Origin of the sequence: Pseudomonas lutea, assembly GCF_000759445.1 — a bacterium.
Lineage (GTDB): Bacteria > Pseudomonadota > Gammaproteobacteria > Pseudomonadales > Pseudomonadaceae > Aquipseudomonas > Aquipseudomonas lutea.
The window spans coordinates 783560-807671 of record NZ_JRMB01000002.1 but is presented as its reverse complement, the minus strand read 5'-3'; the positions used below and the strand labels follow the sequence as shown (position 1 = coordinate 807671).

19 protein-coding genes are annotated in these 24112 nt (G+C 59.7%); 13 read left to right on the top strand and 6 right to left on the bottom strand.

All coding sequences use genetic code 11. The features are described 5' to 3' along the window. Positions 1-84 precede the first annotated feature (84 nt). From LT42_RS15795 to gap, 4 genes are all read right to left on the bottom strand, one after another. On the bottom strand, positions 85-2682 hold the full coding sequence (locus LT42_RS15795; RefSeq protein WP_037014866.1) for a TonB-dependent receptor: 2598 nt from the start codon (positions 2680-2682) through the stop codon (positions 85-87). A 120-nt stretch (positions 2683-2802) separates the two neighbouring features. Further along, positions 2803-3708, bottom strand: coding sequence for a FecR family protein (locus tag LT42_RS15790; protein ID WP_052075299.1), 906 nt, complete (start codon positions 3706-3708; stop codon positions 2803-2805). Positions 3709-3843: 135 nt separating this feature from the next. Continuing rightward, entirely contained in the window at positions 3844-4359 is a 516-nt protein-coding gene (locus tag LT42_RS15785; RefSeq protein WP_037014862.1) for an RNA polymerase sigma factor, read from the bottom strand. A 219-nt stretch (positions 4360-4578) separates the two neighbouring features. After that, positions 4579-5580 carry a type I glyceraldehyde-3-phosphate dehydrogenase gene (gene gap, locus LT42_RS15780; RefSeq protein WP_037014861.1) on the bottom strand — a complete coding sequence of 334 codons (1002 nt, stop codon included), beginning with the start codon at positions 5578-5580 and terminating at the stop codon, positions 4579-4581. Between the two features lie 234 nt (positions 5581-5814). Between gap and edd the strand changes: the two genes are divergently transcribed. From edd to LT42_RS15730, 10 genes are all read left to right on the top strand, one after another. After that, a complete protein-coding gene (edd, locus tag LT42_RS15775) occupies positions 5815-7641 on the top strand; it encodes a phosphogluconate dehydratase (protein WP_037014859.1) in 1827 nt (608 codons plus the stop codon). After that, a complete protein-coding gene (locus LT42_RS15770; RefSeq protein WP_037014856.1) occupies positions 7638-8600 on the top strand; it encodes a glucokinase in 963 nt (320 codons plus the stop codon). The genes edd and LT42_RS15770 overlap by 4 nt, the downstream gene beginning before the upstream one ends. Before the next feature lie 163 nt (positions 8601-8763). Then, on the top strand, positions 8764-9501 hold the full coding sequence (locus tag LT42_RS15765) for a response regulator (protein WP_037014852.1): 738 nt from the start codon (positions 8764-8766) through the stop codon (positions 9499-9501). A gap of 60 nt (positions 9502-9561) precedes the next feature. Continuing rightward, entirely contained in the window at positions 9562-10968 is a 1407-nt protein-coding gene (locus LT42_RS15760) for an ATP-binding protein (protein WP_152597710.1), read from the top strand. A 434-nt stretch (positions 10969-11402) separates the two neighbouring features. Continuing rightward, the gene (locus LT42_RS15755; RefSeq protein WP_037014847.1) at positions 11403-12689 is read left to right on the top strand and encodes an ABC transporter substrate-binding protein; all 1287 of its coding nucleotides are present in this window, start codon (positions 11403-11405) and stop codon (positions 12687-12689) included. Positions 12690-12817: 128 nt separating this feature from the next. Further along, positions 12818-13726, top strand: coding sequence for a carbohydrate ABC transporter permease (locus LT42_RS15750; protein ID WP_037014845.1), 909 nt, complete (start codon positions 12818-12820; stop codon positions 13724-13726). Next, positions 13719-14564, top strand: coding sequence for a carbohydrate ABC transporter permease (locus LT42_RS15745; RefSeq protein WP_037014842.1), 846 nt, complete (start codon positions 13719-13721; stop codon positions 14562-14564). Before LT42_RS15750 ends, LT42_RS15745 begins: the two co-directional genes overlap by 8 nt. A gap of 2 nt (positions 14565-14566) precedes the next feature. Then, entirely contained in the window at positions 14567-15727 is a 1161-nt protein-coding gene (locus tag LT42_RS15740) for an ABC transporter ATP-binding protein (RefSeq protein WP_037014841.1), read from the top strand. A gap of 139 nt (positions 15728-15866) precedes the next feature. Then, a complete protein-coding gene (locus LT42_RS15735) occupies positions 15867-17222 on the top strand; it encodes a carbohydrate porin (RefSeq protein WP_037014837.1) in 1356 nt (451 codons plus the stop codon). Between the two features lie 163 nt (positions 17223-17385). Then, on the top strand, positions 17386-18261 hold the full coding sequence (locus tag LT42_RS15730) for an aldose epimerase family protein (RefSeq protein WP_037017370.1): 876 nt from the start codon (positions 17386-17388) through the stop codon (positions 18259-18261). Positions 18262-18593: 332 nt separating this feature from the next. On the opposite strand, the gene LT42_RS15725 is transcribed toward LT42_RS15730, so the two are convergent. After that, positions 18594-19463 (bottom strand): MurR/RpiR family transcriptional regulator, encoded by an 870-nt coding sequence (locus LT42_RS15725; protein ID WP_037014835.1) that lies wholly within the window; start codon positions 19461-19463, stop codon positions 18594-18596. Between the two features lie 231 nt (positions 19464-19694). On the opposite strand from LT42_RS15725, the gene zwf reads away from it, so the two are divergent. The 3 genes from zwf to LT42_RS15710 are packed head-to-tail and all read left to right on the top strand — an operon-like array spanning position 19695 to position 22562. Continuing rightward, on the top strand, positions 19695-21164 hold the full coding sequence (zwf, locus tag LT42_RS15720; protein ID WP_037014832.1) for a glucose-6-phosphate dehydrogenase: 1470 nt from the start codon (positions 19695-19697) through the stop codon (positions 21162-21164). Beyond that, positions 21151-21870, top strand: coding sequence for a 6-phosphogluconolactonase (pgl, locus tag LT42_RS15715; protein ID WP_037014830.1), 720 nt, complete (start codon positions 21151-21153; stop codon positions 21868-21870). Before zwf ends, pgl begins: the two co-directional genes overlap by 14 nt. Positions 21871-21887: 17 nt before the next feature. Beyond that, a complete protein-coding gene (locus LT42_RS15710; protein ID WP_037014828.1) occupies positions 21888-22562 on the top strand; it encodes a bifunctional 4-hydroxy-2-oxoglutarate aldolase/2-dehydro-3-deoxy-phosphogluconate aldolase in 675 nt (224 codons plus the stop codon). Positions 22563-22902: 340 nt separating this feature from the next. Here the strand turns inward: LT42_RS15710 and LT42_RS15705 are convergent, their stop codons facing one another. After that, positions 22903-24108, bottom strand: a complete 1206-nt coding sequence (locus LT42_RS15705) for an aminotransferase class V-fold PLP-dependent enzyme (protein ID WP_052075351.1) — start codon at positions 24106-24108, stop codon at positions 22903-22905. Positions 24109-24112 lie beyond the last annotated feature (4 nt).

The following is a 24112-nucleotide window of genomic DNA, read 5'->3' as shown; positions in this document are numbered from 1 at the left end:
TCTTCCTTGTGGACGGGGCGCTTGTGGACGAGACGAACGAGCGTCGTCGGAGCGTAAAAAAACCGCTCCGACGACCGCGGACGATCAGATGGCCCACACCACATTGACGGCGAAGTTGCGGCCTGGCTGCGTCAGGCGATCAAGATTGGCAGGGGCAGTGGCGCCCGCTTCGCCGGTGCTGTCGTATCCGCGAACGTCATCCCACTGCCAGTATTTTTTGTTCGCAACGTTGTACAGACCGCCACTGACCGTGACGTCCTGGGTGACGTTGTAATAGCCGGTGAGGTCGACGAGGCCGAAGCCCGGCGTCTTGAACGGGGTTGACCCATCCGGGGCGTGGTAATTGCTGCTGTCCACCCGCGTTTTGCGTTTCACCAGTGTCCAGTTCAGCAGGCCGCCGTAACTGCCCTGGTCATAACCCAGGCCAAACACACCGGTCAGTGGATTGATGCTGTTGATCGGCTGGCCTGTGTCGTCGTTACGGCCGTACAGGTACGCCAGCGACCCTCGGGCATAGAGGCCTGCAGGCGCGCCGAAGCTGTCCAGGTTCAGACGACCCTTGAGCTCGACCCCCTTGATCGTGGCGTGCTTGATGTTGTTGGACTGGAACGTCATTGAGGTAGACGTCGCCGGGATGATCGCGTCCTCATTTATGAAATTGCGGTACTTGTTGTAAAACACGGCGAGATCAAACGTGCCTTCGTCGAAATGCCCGCGCAGGCCGGTTTCGTAGCTGTTGCTCTTCTCCGGTTCGAGGTCGGGGTTGGGCGCCACGAGATAGCCCGCTGCTGTGTTCTCAAACCGGCCATACAGCGCTTTGGCGCTCGGCGTGCGGAAGCCTTCGGCGTACTGGCCGTACCAGGTGTAGGCATCGGAAAGGGCATAGGTCAGCCCCAGTTTGGGCGACAGGCGATGCCATTTTTTGGTGCTGTCGTCGAATTGGTCTTTGCTGGTCAACTTAAACGGCTGAAGAAACTCATCCGTGGCGTGCGGGTCGAGGGCGGTGTAGTCGTAACGCGCGCCAGGCATGAATGTCCAGTCGCCCCATTTGATCTCGTCCTGGGCGAACAGGGCGTAGGTGGTGATGGTCGGGTTCGGGAAATCGTTGGTCCTGTTCAGGCGATCGGCCGCTGACGGCGAGCCGATGACAGTGCATGAACCCGATACCGCTGCGCAGGTGCCGGCGCCGCTGCGCTCGCCCGTCACTTTCTGCTGCTTGAGGGTGGTTCCGTAAGTCAGCAAGTGTTGGGCGTCGCCGATGTCGAACGCCTTATCCAGCTGCGCGTCGAGGATCCACTGACGCTCCTTGTAGCGCGTGTCTCGGGTTCGCCAGACATCACGCAGAACCGAACCGGTCCGTGGGTTGCTGGGTAAATATCTTTCCAGCGTAGTTTGATCAGTCTTGGCGATCTGGTAGTTCAGGCTCCACCGGGCGTTGTCGGCCAACAGCGTGTCCAGGACGAAGCTGTTCTCCAGCCCGAAACGTTCGCGGGTGACGACGTCGTTGCCCTCGCGGCTTCGGTACATGCCCATGGCTCTACCACCGCCGAAAGGCCCGCCCACGACGCTTTTCTGGTCGGTGTGGGTATCGTCCTTGTACTTCTCGTAGGTGAAAGCAAGGCGGTCGGTGTCGCCGTAGTTCCAGCCCAGCTTGCCCAGCACATTCGTTGCGCGGGCGTTCTCGGGGTTGGCTGCGGTGCGCGCCAGTCCGGTGCCGCGATGCTCGCCGTATGACTCGGTCTCCCGCCCGTTACGCTGACTGACGTGCAGCAACGCATCAAAATCGCCTGCGCGTCCGGCCACTGTGGATGAATTCAGCCAGCTGTTATCCGCCGAGCTGTAACCGGTTTTCAGGCGAGCGCCAACATCGTTGCCCGGCTTGATGATGTCCTCCGGATCAAGCGTGTAATAGCTGACCGCACCGCCAATGGCGCTGCTTCCGTACAGCGCCGATGCAGGGCCGCGCAGGATCTCGACACGCTTGATGACCTCCGGGTCCACGTAGTTGCGATGGGTGTTGGCAAACGGGCCCTGGAAAAAGTTGTCCGGCACTTCTACGCCGTCCACCTGAGTCAGGATTCGGTCCCCGTCGATGCCGCGAATGTTGTAACCGCTGGTGCCTGCTCGCTGGCCGGCGCCGCCCACGGAAACGCCAGGCTCATCGCGTGCCAGATCACGGATCGTATTGACGTTTCGCCGATCCAGCGCCGCACGGTCCTGCACCGTCACCGTACTGGGCACCGAATCGACTGATTGCGCCTGACGGGTGGCGCTGACCGTGATTTGCGCCAGTGCCAGCGCGCCATCCGCACGCGGCTCCAAAACCACGCTGTCGGCGCTCAGGTTCCGGTAACCCAGGTGACTGCCGGCCAGTAAGCGCTCAAGCGCCTGCTTCGGGGAAAGGGTGCCGCTGACGGAGGGCGAGGTGATGTTGTCTGCCAACTCCGCCGATAGCCCCACCTGCCAACCGGTGGTCTGGCTGAACTCGTTCAGCGCAGAGGCCAGGGGCTGTTGCTTGATCGCAAATGAATAGCTGCCCGCCACGCGCTCCAGTTGCTCGGCGGCGACGATGTTTGGGGTGTGCATCACCGCGCTGAAAATAGCCAGCGTCAGCAGCGAAAGTCCGAGATGGCGAGCGGGTCTGGTTGAGACGGGTGGGGTGGCATTGAACGTGGACAGCATGTATAGCGCTCCCTGGCGTGCGGGTCGTCTTAGGTGTTGCGGAATGATTCAAATAAGAATCAGTTGCATTGGCTATGACTAGACGTACGGCGGGTCGCTATCGCGTAAAAATAGTTTTGCTCAGTTCAGAATCAGCAGTGCCGGAAGCTCGTGCAGGTGGGCGGAAGTGATATGCGCCAGTGAGCGAACGATGTCCAGAGGGCTGTCCAACCGGTAATTACCGGTCACGGCTACCCGGTCGAGCGAACGGTTGGTGCTGATGATCCAGCCGGGGTAATAGCGTCGCAACTCGGTCAGCACCTCGGCCAGTGGGCAGTTTTCGACGATTAGCCGGCCCTGCACCCACGCCAGGCTTTTGCGTTGGTCGGACTTCTCCGGCAACCCGAAACCTTCGGGGCCGACGCGAAGGCTGTCTCCGGCAACCAGATTTACGTCGGCATCGCCGCGCATCGCCTGCACCCTTACGTCGCCGCGCTGGACTTGAATCTGCGCGACTCCATCCAGATAGCGCACGGCAAATGCTGTGCCTGCTCCGTGCATACGTGCAGGGCCGGCTTGCACTTCCAGCGGCATGCTCTTGCTGTCAGGCACGTCGAAAAACGCTTCGCCTTGCAGCAGGCGCGCCAGCAGAACGCCGTTGCCAGGTGCGCTGGATAACGCCGATTGGGTATTGAGTAGCACCTTCGAACCGTTTGTAAGCGCCAAGTGCTGCCGTTCGCCTGCGACCGTCAGATGATCGGCCCGAACGCGCAAGGGCAGGTCGCTGAACAAGAACACGCCGAGGAGTACCAACGCGGCCGTCGCCACAGGCAGCCAGGTCTTGCGACTGCGTGCCGGCACGCCTGATTTTTCAGGAGCAGATAGCATCTTCGCGGCGTCGAGCACCGGCTGCGAATGCCACACCGCCCTGGCTTTTGCAAAGGCACCACGATTCGCGGGATCTGCGTCGAGCCAGGCCTCAAAACGCGCGTGCTGCTCGGCATCGGCCACCTCCAGCTCAATCAGCCAGGTCAGCGCCTGATCCATCGCATCGGCAGGGTGAGAGGCTTCGGCCTGAGGGTTGCGGTTTGATTGTGGTGGCTTCAAGAAGCGTCCTCGGGGCGACGATTTTGGCGGCAGTGTAGCGTCAGCAACACAGGGCTGACGATTTTGACGGCGGGATCAGTGATCCAGACGCGCGGCCACACTGAGACAAAGCGCCATGACCAGCTTGAGTTCTTTCTGCACGGTGCTGGTGGAAACGCCCAACTGCTCTGCAATCTCCAGATAGCTCGCGCCGTGGAGCCGACTCAGCGTGAAGATGCTTTGTTGCCTTGGCGTGAGCGTTTCCAGGCTCGCGTTGAGGCCTTCGAGCAAGCGGTTGGCGTGGGCCGCGTCGTCCAGAGCGCCATTTGGAGCAACCACGTTATGGATGTCGCTCACCGGCGCATCGTCGACGAGGGTTCGGGCATGAATGCGCTGGGCACGCAGAAAATCCAGCGCCAGGTTACGCGCTGTCTGGAACACGAAGGGTTCGAGGTGCTGTATTGCGCGCTCGGCCAGCGCGCGAGCCACACGCAGATAGGTTTCCTGGAGCAGATCTTCGGCAGTCGTGTGGCTGCGGACCATGCGCTGGAGGGTGCGCAGCAGGATGGTTCGGCGGGCCAGGAAAACAGTATTGAAATGCGACTGGGTCACGGAAGCGCTCGACCAAAAGTTAGAAGATGATAATGCTTCTCATCTGTAGGTCAGGTCAAGGCCGTGGTCGGTAAGAATTGTAAGCGCCGGGAGTTCGCTGTCGGCCTCAATAGAACCATACGCTGTCGCGTGAGTGAATCGGCCTAAACCGCTGACGTACAGCGGTTTAGACATCGACGTCACGACCAGGCGCTGCCCTGCGAAACAGGCGTCACCTGCTTACTCGGCATTCATCAGCGCAAGGCAGTTGTCGAGCATGCGGTTGGAGAAACCCCATTCGTTGTCATACCAGGCCAGTACTTTCAGCAGGCCACCGCTGACTTTGGTGTGGTTGGCATCGAAGATGGACGACAGCGGGTTGTGATTGAAATCGTGGGAGACCAGCGGCAGGGTGTTGTAGCCGAGGATTTTCGAGTGCTGCGCGGCCTCTTTCATGATCGCGTTCACTTCTTCGGCCGTCGCATCGCGCTTGAGCTGAATCGTCAGGTCGACCAGTGACACGTTGATCACCGGCACGCGAACCGCCATACCGGTCAGCTTGCCCGCCAGTTCCGGCAATACCAGGCCAACGGCTTCAGCAGCGCCTGTCTTGCTCGGAATCATCGACTGGGTGGCCGAGCGCGCCCGGTATGGGTCGGTGTGGTAAACGTCGATGAGGTTTTGGTCATTGGTGTAGGCATGGATGGTGGTCATCAAACCGCTTTCGATGCCCAGTTCACGGTTCAATACCTGCGCCACCGGAGCCAGGCAGTTGGTGGTGCATGACGCATTGGAGATGACCTGATGCGACTGACGCAGCACGTCATGGTTAACGCCGTAGACGATGGTCGCGTCGGCGCCTTTGGCCGGGGCCGAGATAATGACCTTCTTGGCTCCGGCAGTGATATGCGCCGCCGCTTTGTTGCGATCCGTGAACAGGCCGGTGCATTCAAACACCACGTCGATGTCCAGGGATTTCCACGGCAGCTCGGCAGGGTTGCGAATGGCGCTGACGGCGATGCGGTCACCATTGACAGTCAAGCTCTGGTCATCGTGCTCGACGGTGCCATCGAAGGGGCCGTGCACGGTATCGAATTTCAGAAGATGGGCGTTGATCTCGCTGTCGCCCAGATCGTTGATGGCGACGACTTGCAGGTCTTGACGGTAGCCTTGGGTATAGAGTGCGCGTAGGACGTTGCGGCCGATGCGGCCAAAGCCATTGATTGCGATGCGGAGAGTCATACACCCGTCCTCAAGAATTTGTTGTTGGAATTACAAGATTATTCTCATAAAAATAGAAAACAACCCCTTTTAGTGGCAGTATTTTGGTTTATCTACAAATAGAAACTCGTCTAGCCGTCACAACTGGCTGAAAATCAAGCGCTTGCCGACGCTCGTGTCTGAGCCTCGCGATGATCGCCGCCGTGTGAAAGCGCCTGAACGGGTGACCACATCCGCTAGCCTGGAGTTCATGACATGCATCCCCGCGTCCTTGAGGTAACCGAACGGCTGATTGAACGCAGCCGTGAAACCCGTCAACGCTACCTGCAATTGATCCGGGGTGCGGCGAGCGACGGGCCGATGCGCGGCAAATTGCAATGTGCCAACTTCGCCCACGGCGTGGCGGCATGTGGTCCCGAAGACAAGAACAGCCTGCGCATGATGAACGCGGCCAACATCGCCATCGTGTCCTCCTACAACGACATGCTCTCGGCGCATCAGCCGTACGAACATTTTCCCGAACAGATCAAAACGGCGCTGCGCGAAATAGGCTCGGTTGGCCAGTTTGCCGGTGGCGTTCCGGCCATGTGTGACGGCGTCACCCAGGGCGAGCCGGGCATGGAACTGAGTATCGCCAGTCGAGAAGTCATTGCGATGGCAACGGCGGTCGCGCTTTCCCACAACATGTTCGACGGTGCGCTGATGCTGGGCATCTGCGACAAGATTGTGCCCGGCCTGCTGATGGGGTCGCTGCGCTTCGGTCATCTGCCGACCATTTTTGTGCCGGGCGGGCCGATGGTGTCGGGCATCTCCAACAAGGAGAAAGCCGACGTGCGTCAGCGCTACGCCGAAGGCAAAGCGACCCGCGAAGAGCTGCTGGACTCTGAGATGAAGTCCTATCACGGCCCGGGCACGTGCACCTTTTACGGCACGGCGAACACCAACCAGTTGCTGATGGAGGTCATGGGGCTGCATCTTCCGGGTGCCTCTTTCGTCAATCCCTACACGCCGCTGCGCGATGCCCTGACCCGCGAGGCGGCGTTCCAGGTCACGCGCCTGACCAAACAAAGCGGCGACTTCATCCCTCTGGGAGAGATTGTGGACGAGCGTTCGCTGGTCAACTCGATTGTTGCCCTGCACGCGACCGGCGGTTCCACCAACCACACGCTGCACATGCCGGCGATTGCCCAGTGCGCGGGCATTCAACTGACGTGGCAGGACATGGCTGACCTGTCGGAAGTCGTGCCGACCCTTTCGCACGTCTACCCGAACGGCAAGGCTGACATCAATCACTTCCAGGCCGCAGGCGGCATGTCGTTCCTCATCCGTGAGCTGCTTGATGCAGGCCTGATGCATGAAGACGTCAACACCGTGGTCGGTCGCGGCCTGCGCCGTTACACCCAGGAGCCTTTTCTGGAAGAGGGCAAGCTGGTATGGCGTGACGGCCCGATCGAGAGCCTGGACGAAAACGTTCTGCGCCCCATTGCTCGGCCGTTTTCTGCCGAGGGCGGCCTGCGGGTCATGGAAGGCAACCTGGGCCGCGGCGTGATGAAGGTCTCCGCCGTTGCCCTGGAACATCAGATCGTCGAAGCGCCCGCCAAGGTGTTCGAGGACCAGCAGGATCTCGCTGACGCCTTCAAGGCCGGTGAACTGGAATGCGATTTTGTCGCGGTGATGCGCTTTCAGGGCCCCCGCTCCAACGGCATGCCTGAGCTGCACAAAATGACGCCGTTCCTCGGCGTATTGCAGGATCGCGGCTTCAAAGTGGCGCTCATTACCGACGGCCGAATGTCCGGTGCCTCGGGGAAAATCCCCGCCGCGATTCACGTGTGTCCCGAAGCGTCGGACGGCGGACCGCTGGCGTTGGTGCGTGATGGGGATCTCATTCGTGTCGATGGCGTAAAAGGAACGTTGCAACTTCTGATCGAACCGGCAGAATTGGCCGCCAGAGAGCCGGCGATCGGCCGCTTGTCACACAATGTGGGCAGCGGGCGTGAACTGTTCGGCTTCATGCGCATGGCCTTCAGCTCGGCAGAGAAGGGCGCCAGCGCCTTTACTTCGAATCTGGAGACGCTCAAGTGACATTGGCGATGGTGGGTGATATCGGCGGCACAAATGCGCGTTTCGCCATTTGGGAAGACGACCAGTTGCACTCGATCAGGGTGTTCGCGACGGCCGATTACGCCAGTCCCGAGAAGGCCCTGTTGGTCTATTTACAAGATCTTGAATTGCAGCGCGGCGACGTCACGTCCATTTGTCTGGCCGTGGCGGGGCCGGTGATTGGCGACGAGTTTCACTTCACCAACAGCCATTGGACGATCAATCGGCAGGCGTTTTGTGCCGAATTGAAAATCGACCACCTGTTGATGGTCAACGACTTCACTGCCATGGCGTTGGGCATGACCCGTCTGAAAGATGACGAATACCTGACCATTCGCCATGGCAAGGGTGATCCGCAGGGCGCGCGCGTGGTCATCGGGCCTGGCACCGGCCTGGGCGTCGGCACGTTGATCCGCACCGGCGAGGCGCGTTGGTCTGCGGTGCCCGGCGAGGGCGGCCATGTGGATCTGCCCATCGGCACGCCGCGCGAAGCGATGCTTTGGATGCGTCTGATGGCCACACATGAACACGTCAGCGCTGAGACCATCCTGAGCGGCGCCGGTCTGTTGCTGCTCTATCAGGTGAGCTGCGGGCTGGATAACATCGAGCCCGAACTCAAATCGCCGGCGGCCATTACGTCGGCGGCCCTCAAGGGCGATCCGTTTGCCAGCGCGGTCCTTGAGCAGTTCTGTGTATTCCTCGGTCGCGTGGCAGGCAACAATGTTCTGACTGTGGGCGGGCGCGGCGGCGTGTATATTGCCGGTGGCGTGATCCCGCGGTTTGTTGATTTCTTCATGCAAAGCGGCTTCAACAAGGCTTTCGCCGAAAAGGGCTTGATGAAGGATTACTTCAAGGACGTGCCGGTCTGGCTGGTGACGGCCGAATATCCCGGCCTGACGGGTGCCGGCGTGGCGCTGGATCAATTCGCGACGAGTCGCTAGGGGCAAGCTCCACGCGGCAAGCGGCAAGCTGCAAGCGAAGACCGCGCACGTCTGGCTGTCAGCTTTGAGCTTTGAGCTTTGAGCTTTGAGCTTTGAGCTTGAAGCTTGTAATTTTGAGGCTTGCGACTGCTTTACCCAACCATTGCCTACAAGGACGACCTACGTGAACGCTGTCAGTAAATCGATTCTGGTGGTCGACGATGACCAGGAGATTCGCGAGTTGCTGCAAGCCTATCTGAGCCGCTCCGGCTTTCAGGTGCGCACGGTCGGCGATGGCGCAGAGTTCCGTCAGGCATTCAACGAGGAAGCGAGCGACTTGCTGATCCTCGATGTCATGTTGCCTGATGAAGACGGCTTCAGCCTGTGTCGCTGGGTCAGGCAGCACCCGCGCCAGCCGCACATACCCATCATCATGCTCACCGCCAGTTCTGACGAGGCTGACCGCGTCATAGGTCTGGAACTGGGCGCTGATGACTACATGGCCAAACCCTTCAGCCCGCGTGAACTGCAGGCTCGCATCAAAGCCTTGTTGCGTCGCGCCCAGTTCGGTCAGGAACGCAGCGGCGGCGAAGTCCTGGTGTTCGACGAATGGCGACTGGACATGGTCAGTCATCGACTGTTTCACAACGATGGTGAAGAAGTGATTCTGTCCGGCGCCGACTTTGCGCTGCTCAAGCTCTTCCTCGACAACCCCCAGCAAATCCTTGATCGCGACACTATCGGCAATGCCACCCGCGGCCGTGAGCTGATGCCGCTGGAGCGCATCGTGGACATGGCCGTCAGTCGGCTGCGTCAGCGGTTGCGTGACACTGGTAAGGCGCCGCGATTGATCCGTACCGTACGAGGCAGCGGTTATCTGTTGGCAGCCAATGTGCTGCCGCAAGCCGGTAACGGTTACTAACCCTTGATCGTGGCCGACAAGAGGCGCCGCTTGCCGGTGCCGCGTTCCTTGCTGGGGCGCATGTTGCTGCTGACCCTGCTTGCCGTGCTGATGGCGCAGACGCTGTCCAGCCTGATCTGGCTGTCGCAGTTACGCGCCACGCAGATGGAAGGCCTGGTCACCAGTGCGCGCAGCCTGGGGTTCTCCATGGCTGCCAGTGTCAGTTACTTCCGCTCGCTGCCCGTTGCCTTCCGCCCGCTGGTGCTTGATCAGCTTCGCAGCATGGGCGGCACCCGCTTCTTCGTCTCGCTCAACGACCGGCCCCTGGAAATGCAGGTGCTCGAACCCACCGCTCGCAAGACCGCAGTGATCGATGTGGTAGGGCAGGTCCTGCGGCAGAACCTGGGCGCAGACCCGGATATTCTGGTCAGATTCGTGCGGCCCGAAGACCTGCGTATTTTCAACAGCGGCCTGAGACTCGACGAGCTGCCACGGTCGTGGGCTCACTACGCGCTTACCCTTGAACCCGTGAACCCCCCTGTGCTGGTGACGCAGATCGAGCTGTCGCCGGGAGAATGGCTGTACATCGCGTCTTTGCTGCCCGAGCCCTACACCATGCTTGAGTCTGAAGGCCTACCGTCGCAGCAGGTCTGGTTTATCGCACTGACAAGCCTGTTCCTGCTGCTCTTTATCGGCCTGCTGGTGCACTGGCAAAGCGGCCCGCTGAAGCGTCTGGCCCATGCCGCGCGCGATTTGTCGCTGGGTGCCGACGTCGAGCCGGTAGTCGAAGGTGGCGGCAGTGAGGTGGTGGAAGTCACCCGAGCCTTCAACACCATGCGTGACCGCATCAGTCGTTACCTGACCGAGCGTGGTCAGTTGTTCAGCGCCATTTCCCATGACTTGCGCACGCCTATCACCCGGTTGCGACTGCGGGTCGAATTGCTCGAAGACGAGCAGATGCAGGCCAAATTCACCCGCGATCTGGACGAGCTGGAGCTGTTGGTCAAAGGCGCGCTGCAATGCGTGAAGGACACTGACATTCACGAGAACATCGAACCGGTCGATCTCAACCATGCACTGCATTGCCTGATCGAACCCTATCTGGCGCCGGACGGGGCCGGCCGTGTCACGCTGCAGGGCAAGGCGATGTCGATGTTTTACGGCAAGCCGCTGGCCTTGCGCCGTTGCATGGGCAACCTCATCGACAACGCCATCAAGTACGGCGACCGCGCGCACCTGTTTGTCGAAGACGACGCCGAGGCGTTCATTCTCCACGTCGAAGATGAAGGTCCGGGCGTGCCGGAACAGCGAATGGAACAGGTCTTCGAGCCGCACTTTCGGCTGGCCGGTAAGCATCAGCAGGGCTATGGCTTGGGCCTTGGAATTGCCCGGAATATTGCCCATAGCCACGGCGGCGAAGTGACGTTGCAGAACATGCGCGAAGGCGGCTTGCGCGTGACGCTGTACCTGCCGCGCGGCGTCGAGTGAGCCGCCGCTGAAGCTCTGCTCCACCTCCGCTGACACTCTACTGCAACGCGCTGAAACTCGGTCCAACTTCGCTGAAACCCCGCTGACGGTCCACTGCAACTCACTGAAATTCCGCTCCATCTCTGCTGACACTCCGCTCCAACACCGCTGGAACTCCTCTGCAACACGTCGACGCTCCACTGCAACGTTCTGAAACCGCGCTGTAGGAGCGCGCTTGCCCGCGAAAAATTGTCCAGACAACAAGGGATGCCCGGGGTGGATTACCATGAGCCCGAGCAAGCACGCGACTACAGTCGACAGAGCCATTTGCGCAATGTCACTGCTCTGTGACATTCGCGCATCCCTTCGTTACCGTCCGCTCTAGCCCCTTGGTTAGAATCCACGCAGCGCAAGCGCCACGACTTGCTCATGCATAACAACAAGAAAGGTCAAATATGAATTCGATTTCCCGTCTCGCTGCACTTATTTCTCTCGCCTCGTTGTTCCCTCTGAGCGCCATGGCTGCTGATGCCAAAGGCACCGTTGAAGTCGTGCACTGGTGGACTTCCGGTGGCGAAAAAGCGGCCGTCGATGTGCTTAAAGCCCAAGTCGAGAAAGACGGTTTCACCTGGAAAGACGGCGCTGTCGCCGGTGGCGGCGGCTCCACTGCAATGACCGTGCTGAAAAGCCGCGCGGTTGCCGGCAACCCGCCCGGTGTTGCCCAGATCAAAGGTCCGGACATTCAGGAATGGGCGTCTACCGGACTGCTTGATACCGATGTGCTGAAAAACGTCTCGAAAGAAGAGAAGTGGGACAGCCTGCTCGACAAGAAAGTCTCCGACACCGTCAAGTACGATGGCGACTACGTTGCCGTGCCGGTCAACATTCACCGTGTGAACTGGCTGTGGATCAACCCGGAAGTCTTCAAGAAAGCCGGTATCGAAAAAGCCCCTACCACCCTCGAAGAATTCTACGCAGCGGGCGACAAGCTCAAGGCTGCGGGCTTCATCCCTCTCGCCCACGGTGGTCAGCCTTGGCAGGACAGCACTGTCTTTGAAGCCGTTGTTCTGTCCGTGATGGGCGCCGACGGTTACAAGAAGGCACTGGTCGATCTCGACAACGCTGCGCTGACCGGTCCAGAGATGGTCAAGTCGCTCACCGAACTGAAGAAAGTCGCCACCTACATGGATGCCGACGGCAAAGGCCAGGACTGGAACCTGGAAGCTGCCAAGGTCATCAATGGCAAGGCCGGCATGCAGATCATGGGCGACTGGGCCAAGAGCGAGTGGACTGCCGCCAAGAAAGTCGCCGGCAAGGACTACGAGTGCGTAGCGTTCCCGGGTACCGACAAGGCGTTCACCTACAACATCGACTCACTGGCCGTGTTCAAGCAGAAAGATGCCGGTACGGCTGCCGGTCAGCAGGACATCGCCAAAGTCGTGCTGGGTGAAAACTTCCAGAAAGTCTTCAGCATCAACAAGGGCTCGATCCCGGTTCGTAACGACATGCTCGCCGACATGGGCAAGTACGGCTTCGACTCGTGTGCCCAGACCGCTGCCAAGGACTTCCTGGCAGATGCCAAATCCGGCGGTCTGCAGCCAAGCATGGCCCACAACATGGCCACCACGCTGGCGGTACAGGGCGCGTTCTTTGACGTTGTGACCAACTACATCAACGACCCGAAAGCCGATCCGGCTGACGCGGCGAAGAAACTGGGCGCAGCGATCAAGTCTGCCAAGTAAGCGTTAGCAACAAGCAACAAGCTACAAGTCGCAAGCTTCAAGCTGTAAGTCATGCGTTGTACGGCGCGGCACTTGTGGCTTGTAGCTTACGGCTTGCAGCGGTATCCCTTCTTTATTGGATTTTCACCATGAGTTCTGTTGCTGTGTTCAGCAAAGCCTCGCCGTTCGATGCACTGCAGCGCTGGCTACCCAAACTGGTGCTGGCGCCCAGCATGTTCATCGTACTGGTGGGCTTCTACGGCTATATCCTGTGGACGTTCGTTCTGTCGTTCACAAACTCGACTTTTTTGCCGACCTACAAATTCGTGGGTCTGGCGCAATACGCCCGGTTGTTCGACAACGACCGCTGGTGGGTGGCCAGTAAAAACCTGGCGGTGTTCGGTGGCATGTTTATCGGCATCAGCATGGTCGTAGGCGTGCTGCTCGCGGTATTCCTGGATCAGCGTATCCGGCGTGAAGGCTTCATCCGCACCATTTACCTCTACCCGATGGCGCTCTCGATGATCGTCACCGGTACCGCCTGGAAATGGCTGCTGAACCCTGGCATGGGTCTGGACAAGCTGCTGCGTGACTGGGGCTGGGAAGGCTTCCGCCTGGACTGGCTGATCGATCCCGACCGCGTTGTCTACTGCCTGGTGATCGCTGCGGTATGGCAAGCGTCGGGCTTCATCATGGCGATGTTCCTGGCAGGCCTTCGCGGGGTAGACCAATCGATCATCCGCGCCGCGCAGATCGACGGCGCGAGCATGCCAAAAATCTACTGGAAGGTAGTGCTGCCAAGCCTGCGTCCGGTGTTTTTCAGCGCGGTGATGATTCTCGCGCACATCGCAATCAAGAGCTTCGACCTGGTTGCCGCCATGACTGCCGGCGGCCCGGGTTATTCATCCGACTTGCCTGCCATGTTCATGTACTCGTTTACCTTCAGCCGTGGCCAGATGGGCATGGGTTCCGCCAGTGCGATTCTGATGCTGGGCGCTATCCTCGCTATCCTCGTGCCTTATCTGTATTCCGAGCTGAGGGCCAAGCGCAATGACTAGTTTCGCCAACAAGCCAGCCCTCAGCCTGAGTCGCGTGGCTATCTACGCGGTGCTGATCGTCGCTGTCTTTATTTATCTGGTGCCATTGGTGGTCATGCTGTTGACCAGCTTTAAATCACCGGAAGACATCGGCAGCGGCAACCTGCTCAGTTGGCCCACCGAAGTGACAGGCATTGGCTGGATCAAAGCCTGGGCGACGGTAAAAGGCTACTTCTGGAACTCGTTCCTGATTACTGTGCCGGCCGTATTGATCTCCACCACCATCGGTGCGCTGAACGGCTATGTGCTGTCGATGTGGCGCTTTCGCGGTTCGCAGTTGTTCTTCGGCCTGCTGCTGTTCGGCTGCTTCCTGCCGTTTCAGACGGTCCTGCTGCCGGCGTCGTTCACGCTCGGCAAAATGGGGCTGGCCAGCACAACGACGGGGCTGGTATTCGTCCACGTCGTCTACGGCCTGGCCTTCACTACGCTGTTCTTTCGCAACTACTACGTCAGCATTCCGGATGCGCTGGTAAAAGCGGCGCGCCTTGACGGTGCCGGGTTTTTCACGATTTTCCGCAGGATCATTCTGCCGATGTCGACACCGATCATCATGGTCTGCCTGATCTGGCAGTTCACTCAGATCTGGAACGACTTCCTGTTCGGTGTGGTGTTCTCCAGTGGGGATTCCCAGCCGATCACGGTTGCGCTGAACAACCTGGTCAACACCAGTACTGGTGTGAAGGAATACAACGTTGATATGGCGGCGGCGATGATCGCCGGGCTGCCGACCCTGCTGGTCTACGTGGTCGCAGGCAAGTATTTCGTGCGCGGGCTGACGGCCGGCGCAGTCAAGGGGTAATCATGGCAACGCTTGAACTACGCAATGTAAACAAGACTTATGGGGCCGGTCTGCCGGACACCCTGAAGAACATTGAACTCTCCATCAAAGAAGGCGAGTTCCTGATTCTGGTCGGCCCTTCGGGCTGCGGTAAGTCGACCCTGATGAACTGCATCGCCGGGCTGGAAAACATTACCGGCGGCGCGATCATGATTGGCGATCAGGACGTCAGCGGCATGAGCCCCAAGGATCGTGACATCGCCATGGTGTTCCAGTCCTATGCGCTGTACCCGACCATGAGCGTGCGCGAGAACATCGAGTTCGGTCTGAAGATTCGCAAGATGAACCAGGCTGACATTGACGCTGAAGTCGCGCGGGTTGCCAAACTGCTGCAGATCGAGCACCTGCTCAACCGCAAGCCGGGGCAACTCTCCGGTGGCCAGCAGCAGCGCGTGGCCATGGGCCGGGCGCTGGCCCGTCGTCCGAAAATCTACCTCTTCGACGAGCCGCTTTCCAACCTCGACGCCAAGCTGCGCGTCGAGATGCGGACCGAAATGAAGCTGATGCACCAGCGCCTCAAGACCACTACGGTCTACGTCACCCACGACCAGATCGAGGCGATGACCCTTGGTGACAAGGTTGCGGTCATGAAAGACGGCATCATCCAGCAGTTCGGCACGCCCAAACAGATTTACAACGACCCGGCGAACCTGTTCGTGGCGAGCTTCATTGGCTCACCGCCCATGAACTTCATCCCTCTGCGTCTGCAGCGCAAGGATGGTCGTCTCGTCGCGCTGCTCGACAGCGGTCAGGCGCGCTGCGAGCTGCCCATGAGCATGAACGATGCGGGCCTTGAAGACCGTGAGGTGATTTTGGGTCTCCGTCCCGAGCAGATCGTGCTAGCGTCCGGTGATGCTGCGACGCTGCCGACCATACGCGCGGAAGTCCAGGTTACCGAGCCAACCGGTCCGGACACGCTGGTATTCGTGACCCTGAACGAGAGCAAGGTCTGCTGCCGTCTGGCACCGGACATTGCGCCTGCCGTGGGCGAGACCTTGACGTTGCAGTTCGATCCGGCGAAGGTTCTGCTGTTCGACGCCAAAACCGGCGAACGCCTTGGGGTTCTGGCGGCAAGTCAGCCGACGGAAAACATGGGGAATGTCACGCGGCTTAACCGTAGCTGACCCCTCAGGGTGCAGGAGCACTGCGCCCACGAGCACATATGACGGGTGGATGTCTGCCGTACCAAGCCCGTCATGCACACGAAGTAAGTGGTTCAACGCTGTTCAAAAAGCTAATAACAATAAAACGAGGATCTAAGGGATGAAGAAGGTACGTAACAAGTCGCTGAACCAGTTTCAGCTGATCGGTGGGTTGTCTGTCCTGAGCGCGTTGACTATTTCCGGATCGGCATCCGCGATGGAGCCGTTCAAGGCCAGCGAGCACATGACGGGCGACTGGGGCGGTCTGCGCCAGGAGCTGTATGACAAGGGCTACGATTTCCCGATTGAATACGTGGGCGAAGCCGCCTCCAACCTCAACGGTGGTTACAACGACGACCGTACCGGCCGCTACAGCGACCAGTTTGCGTTCGGCGTGCAGATGGACCTGCAGAAGATCCTCGGCTGGCACGATGCGGAATTCAAACTCGCGATCACCGAGCGTAGCGGCAACAACATTTCCAATGACCGTATCGGCGATCCGCGTGCCGGCACGCTCAGCTCGTCCCAGGAAGTCTGGGGCCGGGGTCAGACCTGGCGCCTGACCCAGATGTGGGTCAAGCAGAAGTACTTCGACGGCAAGCTGGACATCAAGGTCGGCCGTTTCGGTGAAGGCGAAGACTTCAACAGCTTTCCATGCGACTTCCAGAACCTTTCGTTCTGCGGCTCGCAGGTCGGTAACTACGTAAACACCTGGTACAACTGGCCTGTCAGCCAGTGGGCAGCTCGCGTCAAGTACAACATCACGCCTGAGTTGTTCGCGCAGATCGGTGTCTACGAGCAGAACCCTTCGTACCTCGAAACCGGCAACAGCTTCAAGCTGAGCGGCAGTGGCTCCAAAGGCACCGTCGTACCGGTTGAAGTCGTGTGGTCGCCGAGCGTCAACTCGCTGCCAGGCGAATACCGTCTGGGTTACTACGTGAGCAACCCGAGCGCAGACGATCTCTACGAGAACGAGAACGGCCAGCCTCAGGCAACTGCCGGCGGTGACTTCAAGTCGCACAAAGACAAGCACGGCTGGTGGGTCGTTGCGCAGCAGCAGCTGACTGCCCACAACGGCGACGCATCGCGTGGTCTGAGCATCTTCGCCAACGCGACTGTGCATGACAAAGCGACCAACTTCGTCGACAACTACCAGCAGATCGGCTTCGTCTACAAAGGCCCATTCGATGCACGTCCAAAGGATGACATCGGTGTTGGCGTCGCACGTATCCACGTCAACGATGACGCGCAGGACAACCGTCGTCTGGTTAACGCCGTCAACGGTATCGAAGACTACGACAACCCAGGCTACCTGCCGATCCAGAAGACCGAATACAACTCGGAAATCTACTACGGCGTGCATGTAACAGACTGGCTGACCGTGCGTCCTAACCTGCAATACGTGAAGAGCCCAGGCGGCGTGGACGATGTCCAGAACGCACTGGTTGCCGGTATCAAGATTCAGTCGAAGTTCTAACGCAAGGCGGACGCTCCTCCGCGCTTCACAAACGATCAAAGGTCGTGTGTGCTTTACGGGCAGCCAGGCTGCCCGTTTTTTTTTGCGTACTTTTCGCCACCGACGGTTCTGTTCGGGAGCATTTTTTCTCGCCTGAGTAACTGCCATCTGGAGCGCCATGCCGATGCCCTTCAGCGAAACCGGCTCGATCGAGCACCCTCTCCAGCGTTTTTTCACCGCGGTTCGCCCGCAGCCGACTTTTCAGTGGGAGCGCTATCAACAGCGCGATGTGCTCGTTATCAATCACGAGCAGTGTCGGGCAGTGTTCAGTCGGCAGGGCGCCCAGTTGCTGCATTTCGAGCCTTGCGGGCAGAAACCGTGGTTATGGTGTGCCGCGCAGTGGCCTCTGGTCGGCGCGATACGCGGCGGTGTGCCGGTCAGTTGGCCGTGGGTGGGGCGGCATCCGGGAGAAAGTGGCTGGCCTGCAAATGGCTGGGGGCGCTTGCTGGACTGGAAGCTTGTGGACAGCCAAGAGCACGCCGGGGGTGTGACATTACACTGGCAGCTGAAGCTGTGGGACTGGCAGGCAGACTTGTATGCAGAGCTGGGGCAGGGGATGGATCTGCGTTTGACGACGCGGCACCAGGACAGCGAGGTTTGTCACTTTGGTCACGGGTTTCATCCCTACTGGCGGATCAGCGATGTGGCAGATGTCGCATTGCAGGGCCTTGAGGGGACGCACGGCTACGACGAGCTGACCCGCAGCGCCTGTGAGCACGAAGGCGATCTGCGCATTCTGGGCGGTTGTCAGCGCGTCTTCGAGCACGCAGGCGTACTCGAACTGCGAGACGACGCCTGGCAGCGAAGTCTGAGCATCGACACGGGCGACAGCGACAGGACGGTGGTCTGGCATCCCGGCAACCGACCCTTACTCGGTGTAGGGGGCGAAGAGGCCATGGGTTTTCTTCGGGTAGAAGCGGCGTCTGGTGTGGATGAATGCCTGAGCCTGGCACCGGGTCAGCACGCCACGCTGAGCCTGCAAGCTACGTTGGCCCACTGAGCGACGTAAAAAGCTATTCATCGGCATCCACGGCCAAAACAGTAGCGCGCTTGCCTGCGAATGCAGGGTGCCAGCGCGGTTATATCTCACGCCCGACCAGTGTAGGAGCGCGCTTGCCCGCGAACGCAGGGTGTCAGCGCGGTTATCTCTCCCTGACCCACCGCCTCGCGAGCAAGCTCACTCCCACAGGTGTTTTGTGATCCCAAAATTCTTGGTCAGGGACTGGAACTGTAGGAGTGAGCTTGCTCGCGAAAGCTTTTCAAGCCACTGAGATGTGGAAAGCCGGAATGCCTAATCACGGACAAGCGCGGTCCTGCAAACTCAGCGTTTGCTCAATTCAGCTCATCGTCCGCCGGATAGCGGCTGGCGTTCAGGCTCTCTTTGATCTTGCGCAGGTGCGGCTGGAAGTCGACGCCCCGGCGCAGCGTCATGCCCGTCGCCAGAACATCCAGAACCGTCAGCTGCACGATCCGCGAGGTCATGGGCATATAGATGTCGGTGTCTTCCGGCAGCGGTATGTTCAGGCTCAACGTGCTGGCTTTCGCCAAGGGCGAGTTGGCAGCCGTCAGGCCCAACACTGACGCGCCGTTTTCCCTGGCGATGCGTGCCACTTCCACCAGCTCGCGGGTACGCCCGGTGTACGAGATGATGACGAATAGCTCGCCCGTGTGCGCGACCGACGCCAGCATGCGCTGCACCAGCACGTCGGCATGGGCGGTAACGGCCAGGTTGAAGCGGAAAAACTTGTGTTGCGCATCCAGTGCGACCGGCGCAGACGCGCCGAGGCCGAAGAAGTGGATCTGACGGGCCTGTATCAGCAGATCGACTGCTTTGCTGATCAGATTCGGGTCAAGCACCTGACAGACACTGTCGAGGGAGGCAATCGCGCTGCCGAAGATCTTCCGCGTGTAGGCTTCCGGGTTGTCATCGGCTTCCACCGCGCGGCTGACGTAGGCGGCGCCGCTGGCCAGGCTTTGCGCCAGCTGCAACTTCAACTCGGGATACCCGCTGACATCGAACGAGCGGCAGAATCGATTGACCGTCGGTTCGCTGACCTTCGCGGCCTGCGCCAACGCGGCGATGCTGAATCGGGTGGCCTGCTGGGGATTGCTCAGAATCGCCTCGGCGACCTTGCGCTCGGCCTTGTTCAGCTCTTCCAGACGACTCTGGATCTGCTCCAGAAGATTGCGTACGCGGTCCATTGATTGTCCTTCTGATGAAACGGCAACAGGCCGGTCAGCGGGCCTTTATTAAAAGAGTCGGAATTTGGGCCTTTAGCCTGTCGCAAAGGTGGCCTATCGTACTGAGGGCCTGTGGTGATCACCACTCTAATGTGGTTTTGGTGGGGATGTTGTGGTTATTACTACATTTGGCCTTGAGTAACGCCTTTAAAAAAGGTATTTGTAGCCTAACTTGATAAAAGAACCAACATTATGCTCTCGATTACGGTTGAACCGTGCACTTTTGCGTTGTTTGGCGCCTTGGGTGACCTGGCGGTACGCAAACTGTTTCCTGCGTTGTACCAGCTTGATCGAGCTGGACTGCTGCATGCCGAGACCCGAATTATTGCGTTGGCCCGTGAGCCCGGGACGCCTGAAGAGCACCTGGCTTACATCGATAAAAGCCTGCGTCGCTTCGTTCCCGAGGCGCAGCTTGAGACCGAGCACGTGGAGCGTTTTCAGGCTCGCCTGAGTTACCTGCACGTGGACTTCCTCAAGGGCGACGATTACGTCGCGCTGGCTGAAGCCGTAGGCGACGCGCCGACCATGATTGCCTACTTCGCGACCCCCGCGTCAGTCTATGGCGCCATCTGCGAAAACCTCGCGCTGGTCGGCTTGACCGAACGTACCCGCGCCGTGCTGGAAAAGCCCATCGGGCATGACCTCGCCTCGTCGCGTAGGGTCAATGATGCCGTCGCGCAGTATTTGCCCGAGACCCGTATCTACCGGATCGACCACTACCTGGGCAAGGACACGGTGCAGAACCTCATTGCGCTGCGTTTCGCCAACAGTCTGTTCGAAACGCAGTGGAACCAGAACCACATCTCCCACGTGGAAATCACCGTGGCAGAGAAGGTCGGCATTGAGGGGCGCTGGGGCTATTTTGATCAGGCCGGCCAGTTGCGCGACATGATTCAGAACCACCTGCTGCAATTGCTCTGCCTGATCGCGATGGACCCGCCCAGCGACCTCTCGGCCGACAGCATCCGCGATGAGAAGGTAAAAGTGCTCAAGGCACTGGCGCCGTTCACGCCGGAGCGTCTGGCCACGCAAGTGGTGCGCGGGCAGTACATCGCCGGCTACAGCGACGGCAAACCGGTGCCCGGTTACCTTGAAGAAGAAAACTCCAATACCCAAAGCGACACCGAGACGTTCGTCGCGATTCGCGCCGACATCCGTAACTGGCGCTGGTCAGGCGTGCCGTTCTACCTGCGCACGGGCAAGCGCATGCCGCAAAAACTGTCGCAGATCGTGATCCACTTCAAAGAGCCGCCGCACTACATCTTCGCCCCCGAACAGCGCTTGCAGATCAGCAACCGGCTGATCATCCGCCTGCAGCCCGATGAAGGCATCTCGCTGCAAGTGATGACCAAGGATCAAGGCCTGGACAAAGGCATGCAGCTGCGCAGTAACCCGTTGCAGCTGAGTTTTTCCGATGCCTACCGCAGCGCGCGTGTACCGGACGCCTACGAGCGTTTGCTGCTTGAGGTCATGCGAGGCAACCAGAATCTGTTTGTCCGCAAAGATGAAATTGAATACGCATGGCAATGGTGCGACCAGTTGATCGCTGGCTGGAAGAAGGCGGGCGACGCGCCCAAGCCTTATCCCGCCGGTTCATGGGGGCCGATGAGCTCCATCGCTCTGATTACGCGTGACGGGAGGTCCTGGTATGGCGATATGTGAACTTGAATTTCCGGCGGGTCTGAAAACCCACGAATTCGAAAACGCTGAAGTGCTTGCGAACACGCTGGCCGATCACGTGGCTGAGCGCCTGGGTGCTGCGATTTCCAGTAATCCCCACGGCACGGCCACGCTGGTGGTATCGGGTGGCAAAAGTCCGGTGGCGTTTTTCAAAGCGCTGGCCCAGAAGCCACTTGAATGGTCGAAAGTCTGCGTCAGTCTGGCTGACGAGCGCTGGGTGCCGACCGAGCACGCCGACAGCAACGAAGGCCTGCTCAAGCGTTTTCTGCTTCAGGGCCCGGCGGCCGAGGCGGGTTTCTTTAGTCTGTACCGTGCGACGACGACGGTGGATGAAGCCGCGGCCGAGACTGACGAGGCACTCAAGGCGCTGCCGAAGATCGACGTGCTGATTCTGGGGATGGGCGACGACGGCCACACCGCATCGCTGTTCCCCGACAGTCCGCATCTGAAGGAAGCGCTGGACCTCAACAGTGATCGTCGCTGCCTGCCCATGCTCGCGCCGACCGTCCCGCATCAGCGTCTGACCCTGACCCGGCCCGTACTGGCGTCGGCAGCGACCACCATCTTGTCCGTTTCAGGGCAGGCCAAACTCGACACATTGCGCGCGGCCCTGGCAGGCGATGACCTCGCCGAAATGCCCGTGCGCGCGTTCCTCAACCCGTCTCTAGAGATCTACTGGTGCCCATAAGCAAAGGATCAGCCGCCATGGAAAATACCCAAGTGAAGCAGCCGTTGAACAGCATGGCGAGCAAGATTGCCCAGATCGACGCGCTCTGCGCGAAAGCGAAGATTCTCCCGGTCATCACCATCGCCCGCGAACAGGATGTCTTGCCGCTGGCCGACGCCCTGGCCGCAGGCGGTCTGAATGCGCTGGAAATCACCCTGCGCTCGGAGTTTGGGCTGAAGGCCATCCGCATGCTGCGTGACGCGCGTCCGGAGATGAGCGTGGGTGCCGGGACCATTCTTGATCGTCACATGCTCAAGGCCGCGGAAGAGGCGGGTTCCCAGTTCATCGTCACGCCTGGCAGCACTCAGGATTTGCTGGAAGCCGGCGCGCAGAGCGAATTGCCTTTGCTGCCGGGAATCAGCAGCGCTTCGGAAATCATGATCGGGTATGCGCTGGGTTATCGCCGCTTCAAGTTGTTCCCCGCAGAGATCAGCGGGGGTGTGGGTGCCATCAAGGCGTTGGGCGGCCCGTTCCCGGAAGTCCGCTTCTGCCCAACCGGCGGCGTCAGCGCGGCCAACCTGAAAAGCTACATGGCGCTGCCGAACGTGATGTGCGTGGGCGGTACCTGGATGATCGACAACGCATGGGTGAAGAACGGCGACTGGCAGCGCATTACCGACGCCACGGCCGAGGCGATTGCCTTATTCGACTGAGCCCAAGCGCTGGCGCACAGGTGCTAGGCCCTTCAGCCTTCGTTCAAGTGAAGGCTGGTTAAATACTGAATATGATTGGATTGAAACGCTCTGCGGGGCGTTGCTGCAGAAGTCGTTGTTGTTGCATGGCTATTTAGCGGTGCTCCTTGGTCGGGAGCGCCGCTTTTTTTTCGAGTTTTTCTGCACGACATAAATATGTACCCCGCGAAGTGTCGCTGGGACGCTTATCTTTGCCGCTCCTTTGTAGTTCGTTTCTCGATGGTTTATGCGGCGTCTCCGTGATGGGGGCGCCGTTTTTTTTGGTTTAATGGGTCGTCTTGGCCAGGTCATTCATGTCGGGTCAGGCGAGCGCGCGCAATGCCGCCACCAAGCGTTCAATGTCCTTGATGGAGGTGGTAAAGCCCGGGGTGATGCGAATGCACGTCCCGCAAGCGGACCCTTCCCGCGTCACCGCGAAGATTCCGTACTCATCCAACAGGCGTTTAACCATGCGTTCCTGATCGGCGTGACGGCTGAACCTGAATGAGGTAATGCCGCAATACAGCCGGGGATCGTCCGGCGTGAGCACGTCGATGCCCTCAATTGCTCGCGCCTGAGTCACCCAACAGTCTCGCAGGTAAGCCAGCCGGGCACCCTTGGCGATCGCACCTCCCATGGCACGGTGGTCTGCGAAGACTTTGGGCAGCGTCATCAGTGCTGGAATATTCGGCGTGCCATACGGGACGCGTCCGAGAATATCGTCCGCTCCATAACGTTCGTCCGCCATGTCCGGATCAATAGCACTCAGGCGCGCCTGCTTTACGTAGATAAAGCCCAGGCTCAACGGTGCGCCTATCCACTTCTGCAAATTGAACCCGGCAAACGAGACGCCCAGGTCCGCGAGCTCGAAATCCAGCAAACCCAGCGCATGAGCGCCGTCAAGAATCACCTCCACGCCGTGATCCCTGGCCAGCTCGGCGATTGCCTTGACCGGCATCACCAGCCCGGTCCGGTGGGTGACGTAGGTCAGCGCAACCAGCTTGAGGCGGGGATGGGCAGCGAATGCTTCACGGTAGGCCTGCAATAGCGCGTCGTGGCTGGCAGGGTGCTGGTGGGTGATTTCGATCACCTCCACGCCACGGTTTTTCGCCAGCCAGCGCATGCCGGTTTGAACGCTGTTGTAATCCAGGTCACTTACGAGCACCTGATCACCGGGAACCAGGCCGTTGTAGTTGCGAATAAGCGACTGCACCGATTCGGATGCGGAGCGGGTCAAGGCGACGTCCCGCACGGGCACGTTGAGCAGGCTTGCAAGGTCGGCGCGGATGGTCTCGCTGTCCTGCGTGTCGAACTGTTGCCTCACATAGACCGAGTTGCTGCGGTTGACGTAAGCAAGGTTTTGCTCGTAGTCCTGAAGTGCCGCGCGGGTCATGCGGCCGAAATAGCCGTGCTCAAAGTTGACCGGGCCAGGCTCCAGATCATACTGCGCAGCAATCTGCCCCCAGAACTCCTCGCTCCGAGCCTGCTCATCCACTGTTTCCGGTGTCGCGTATGCGGTGCTGTTCATCAGG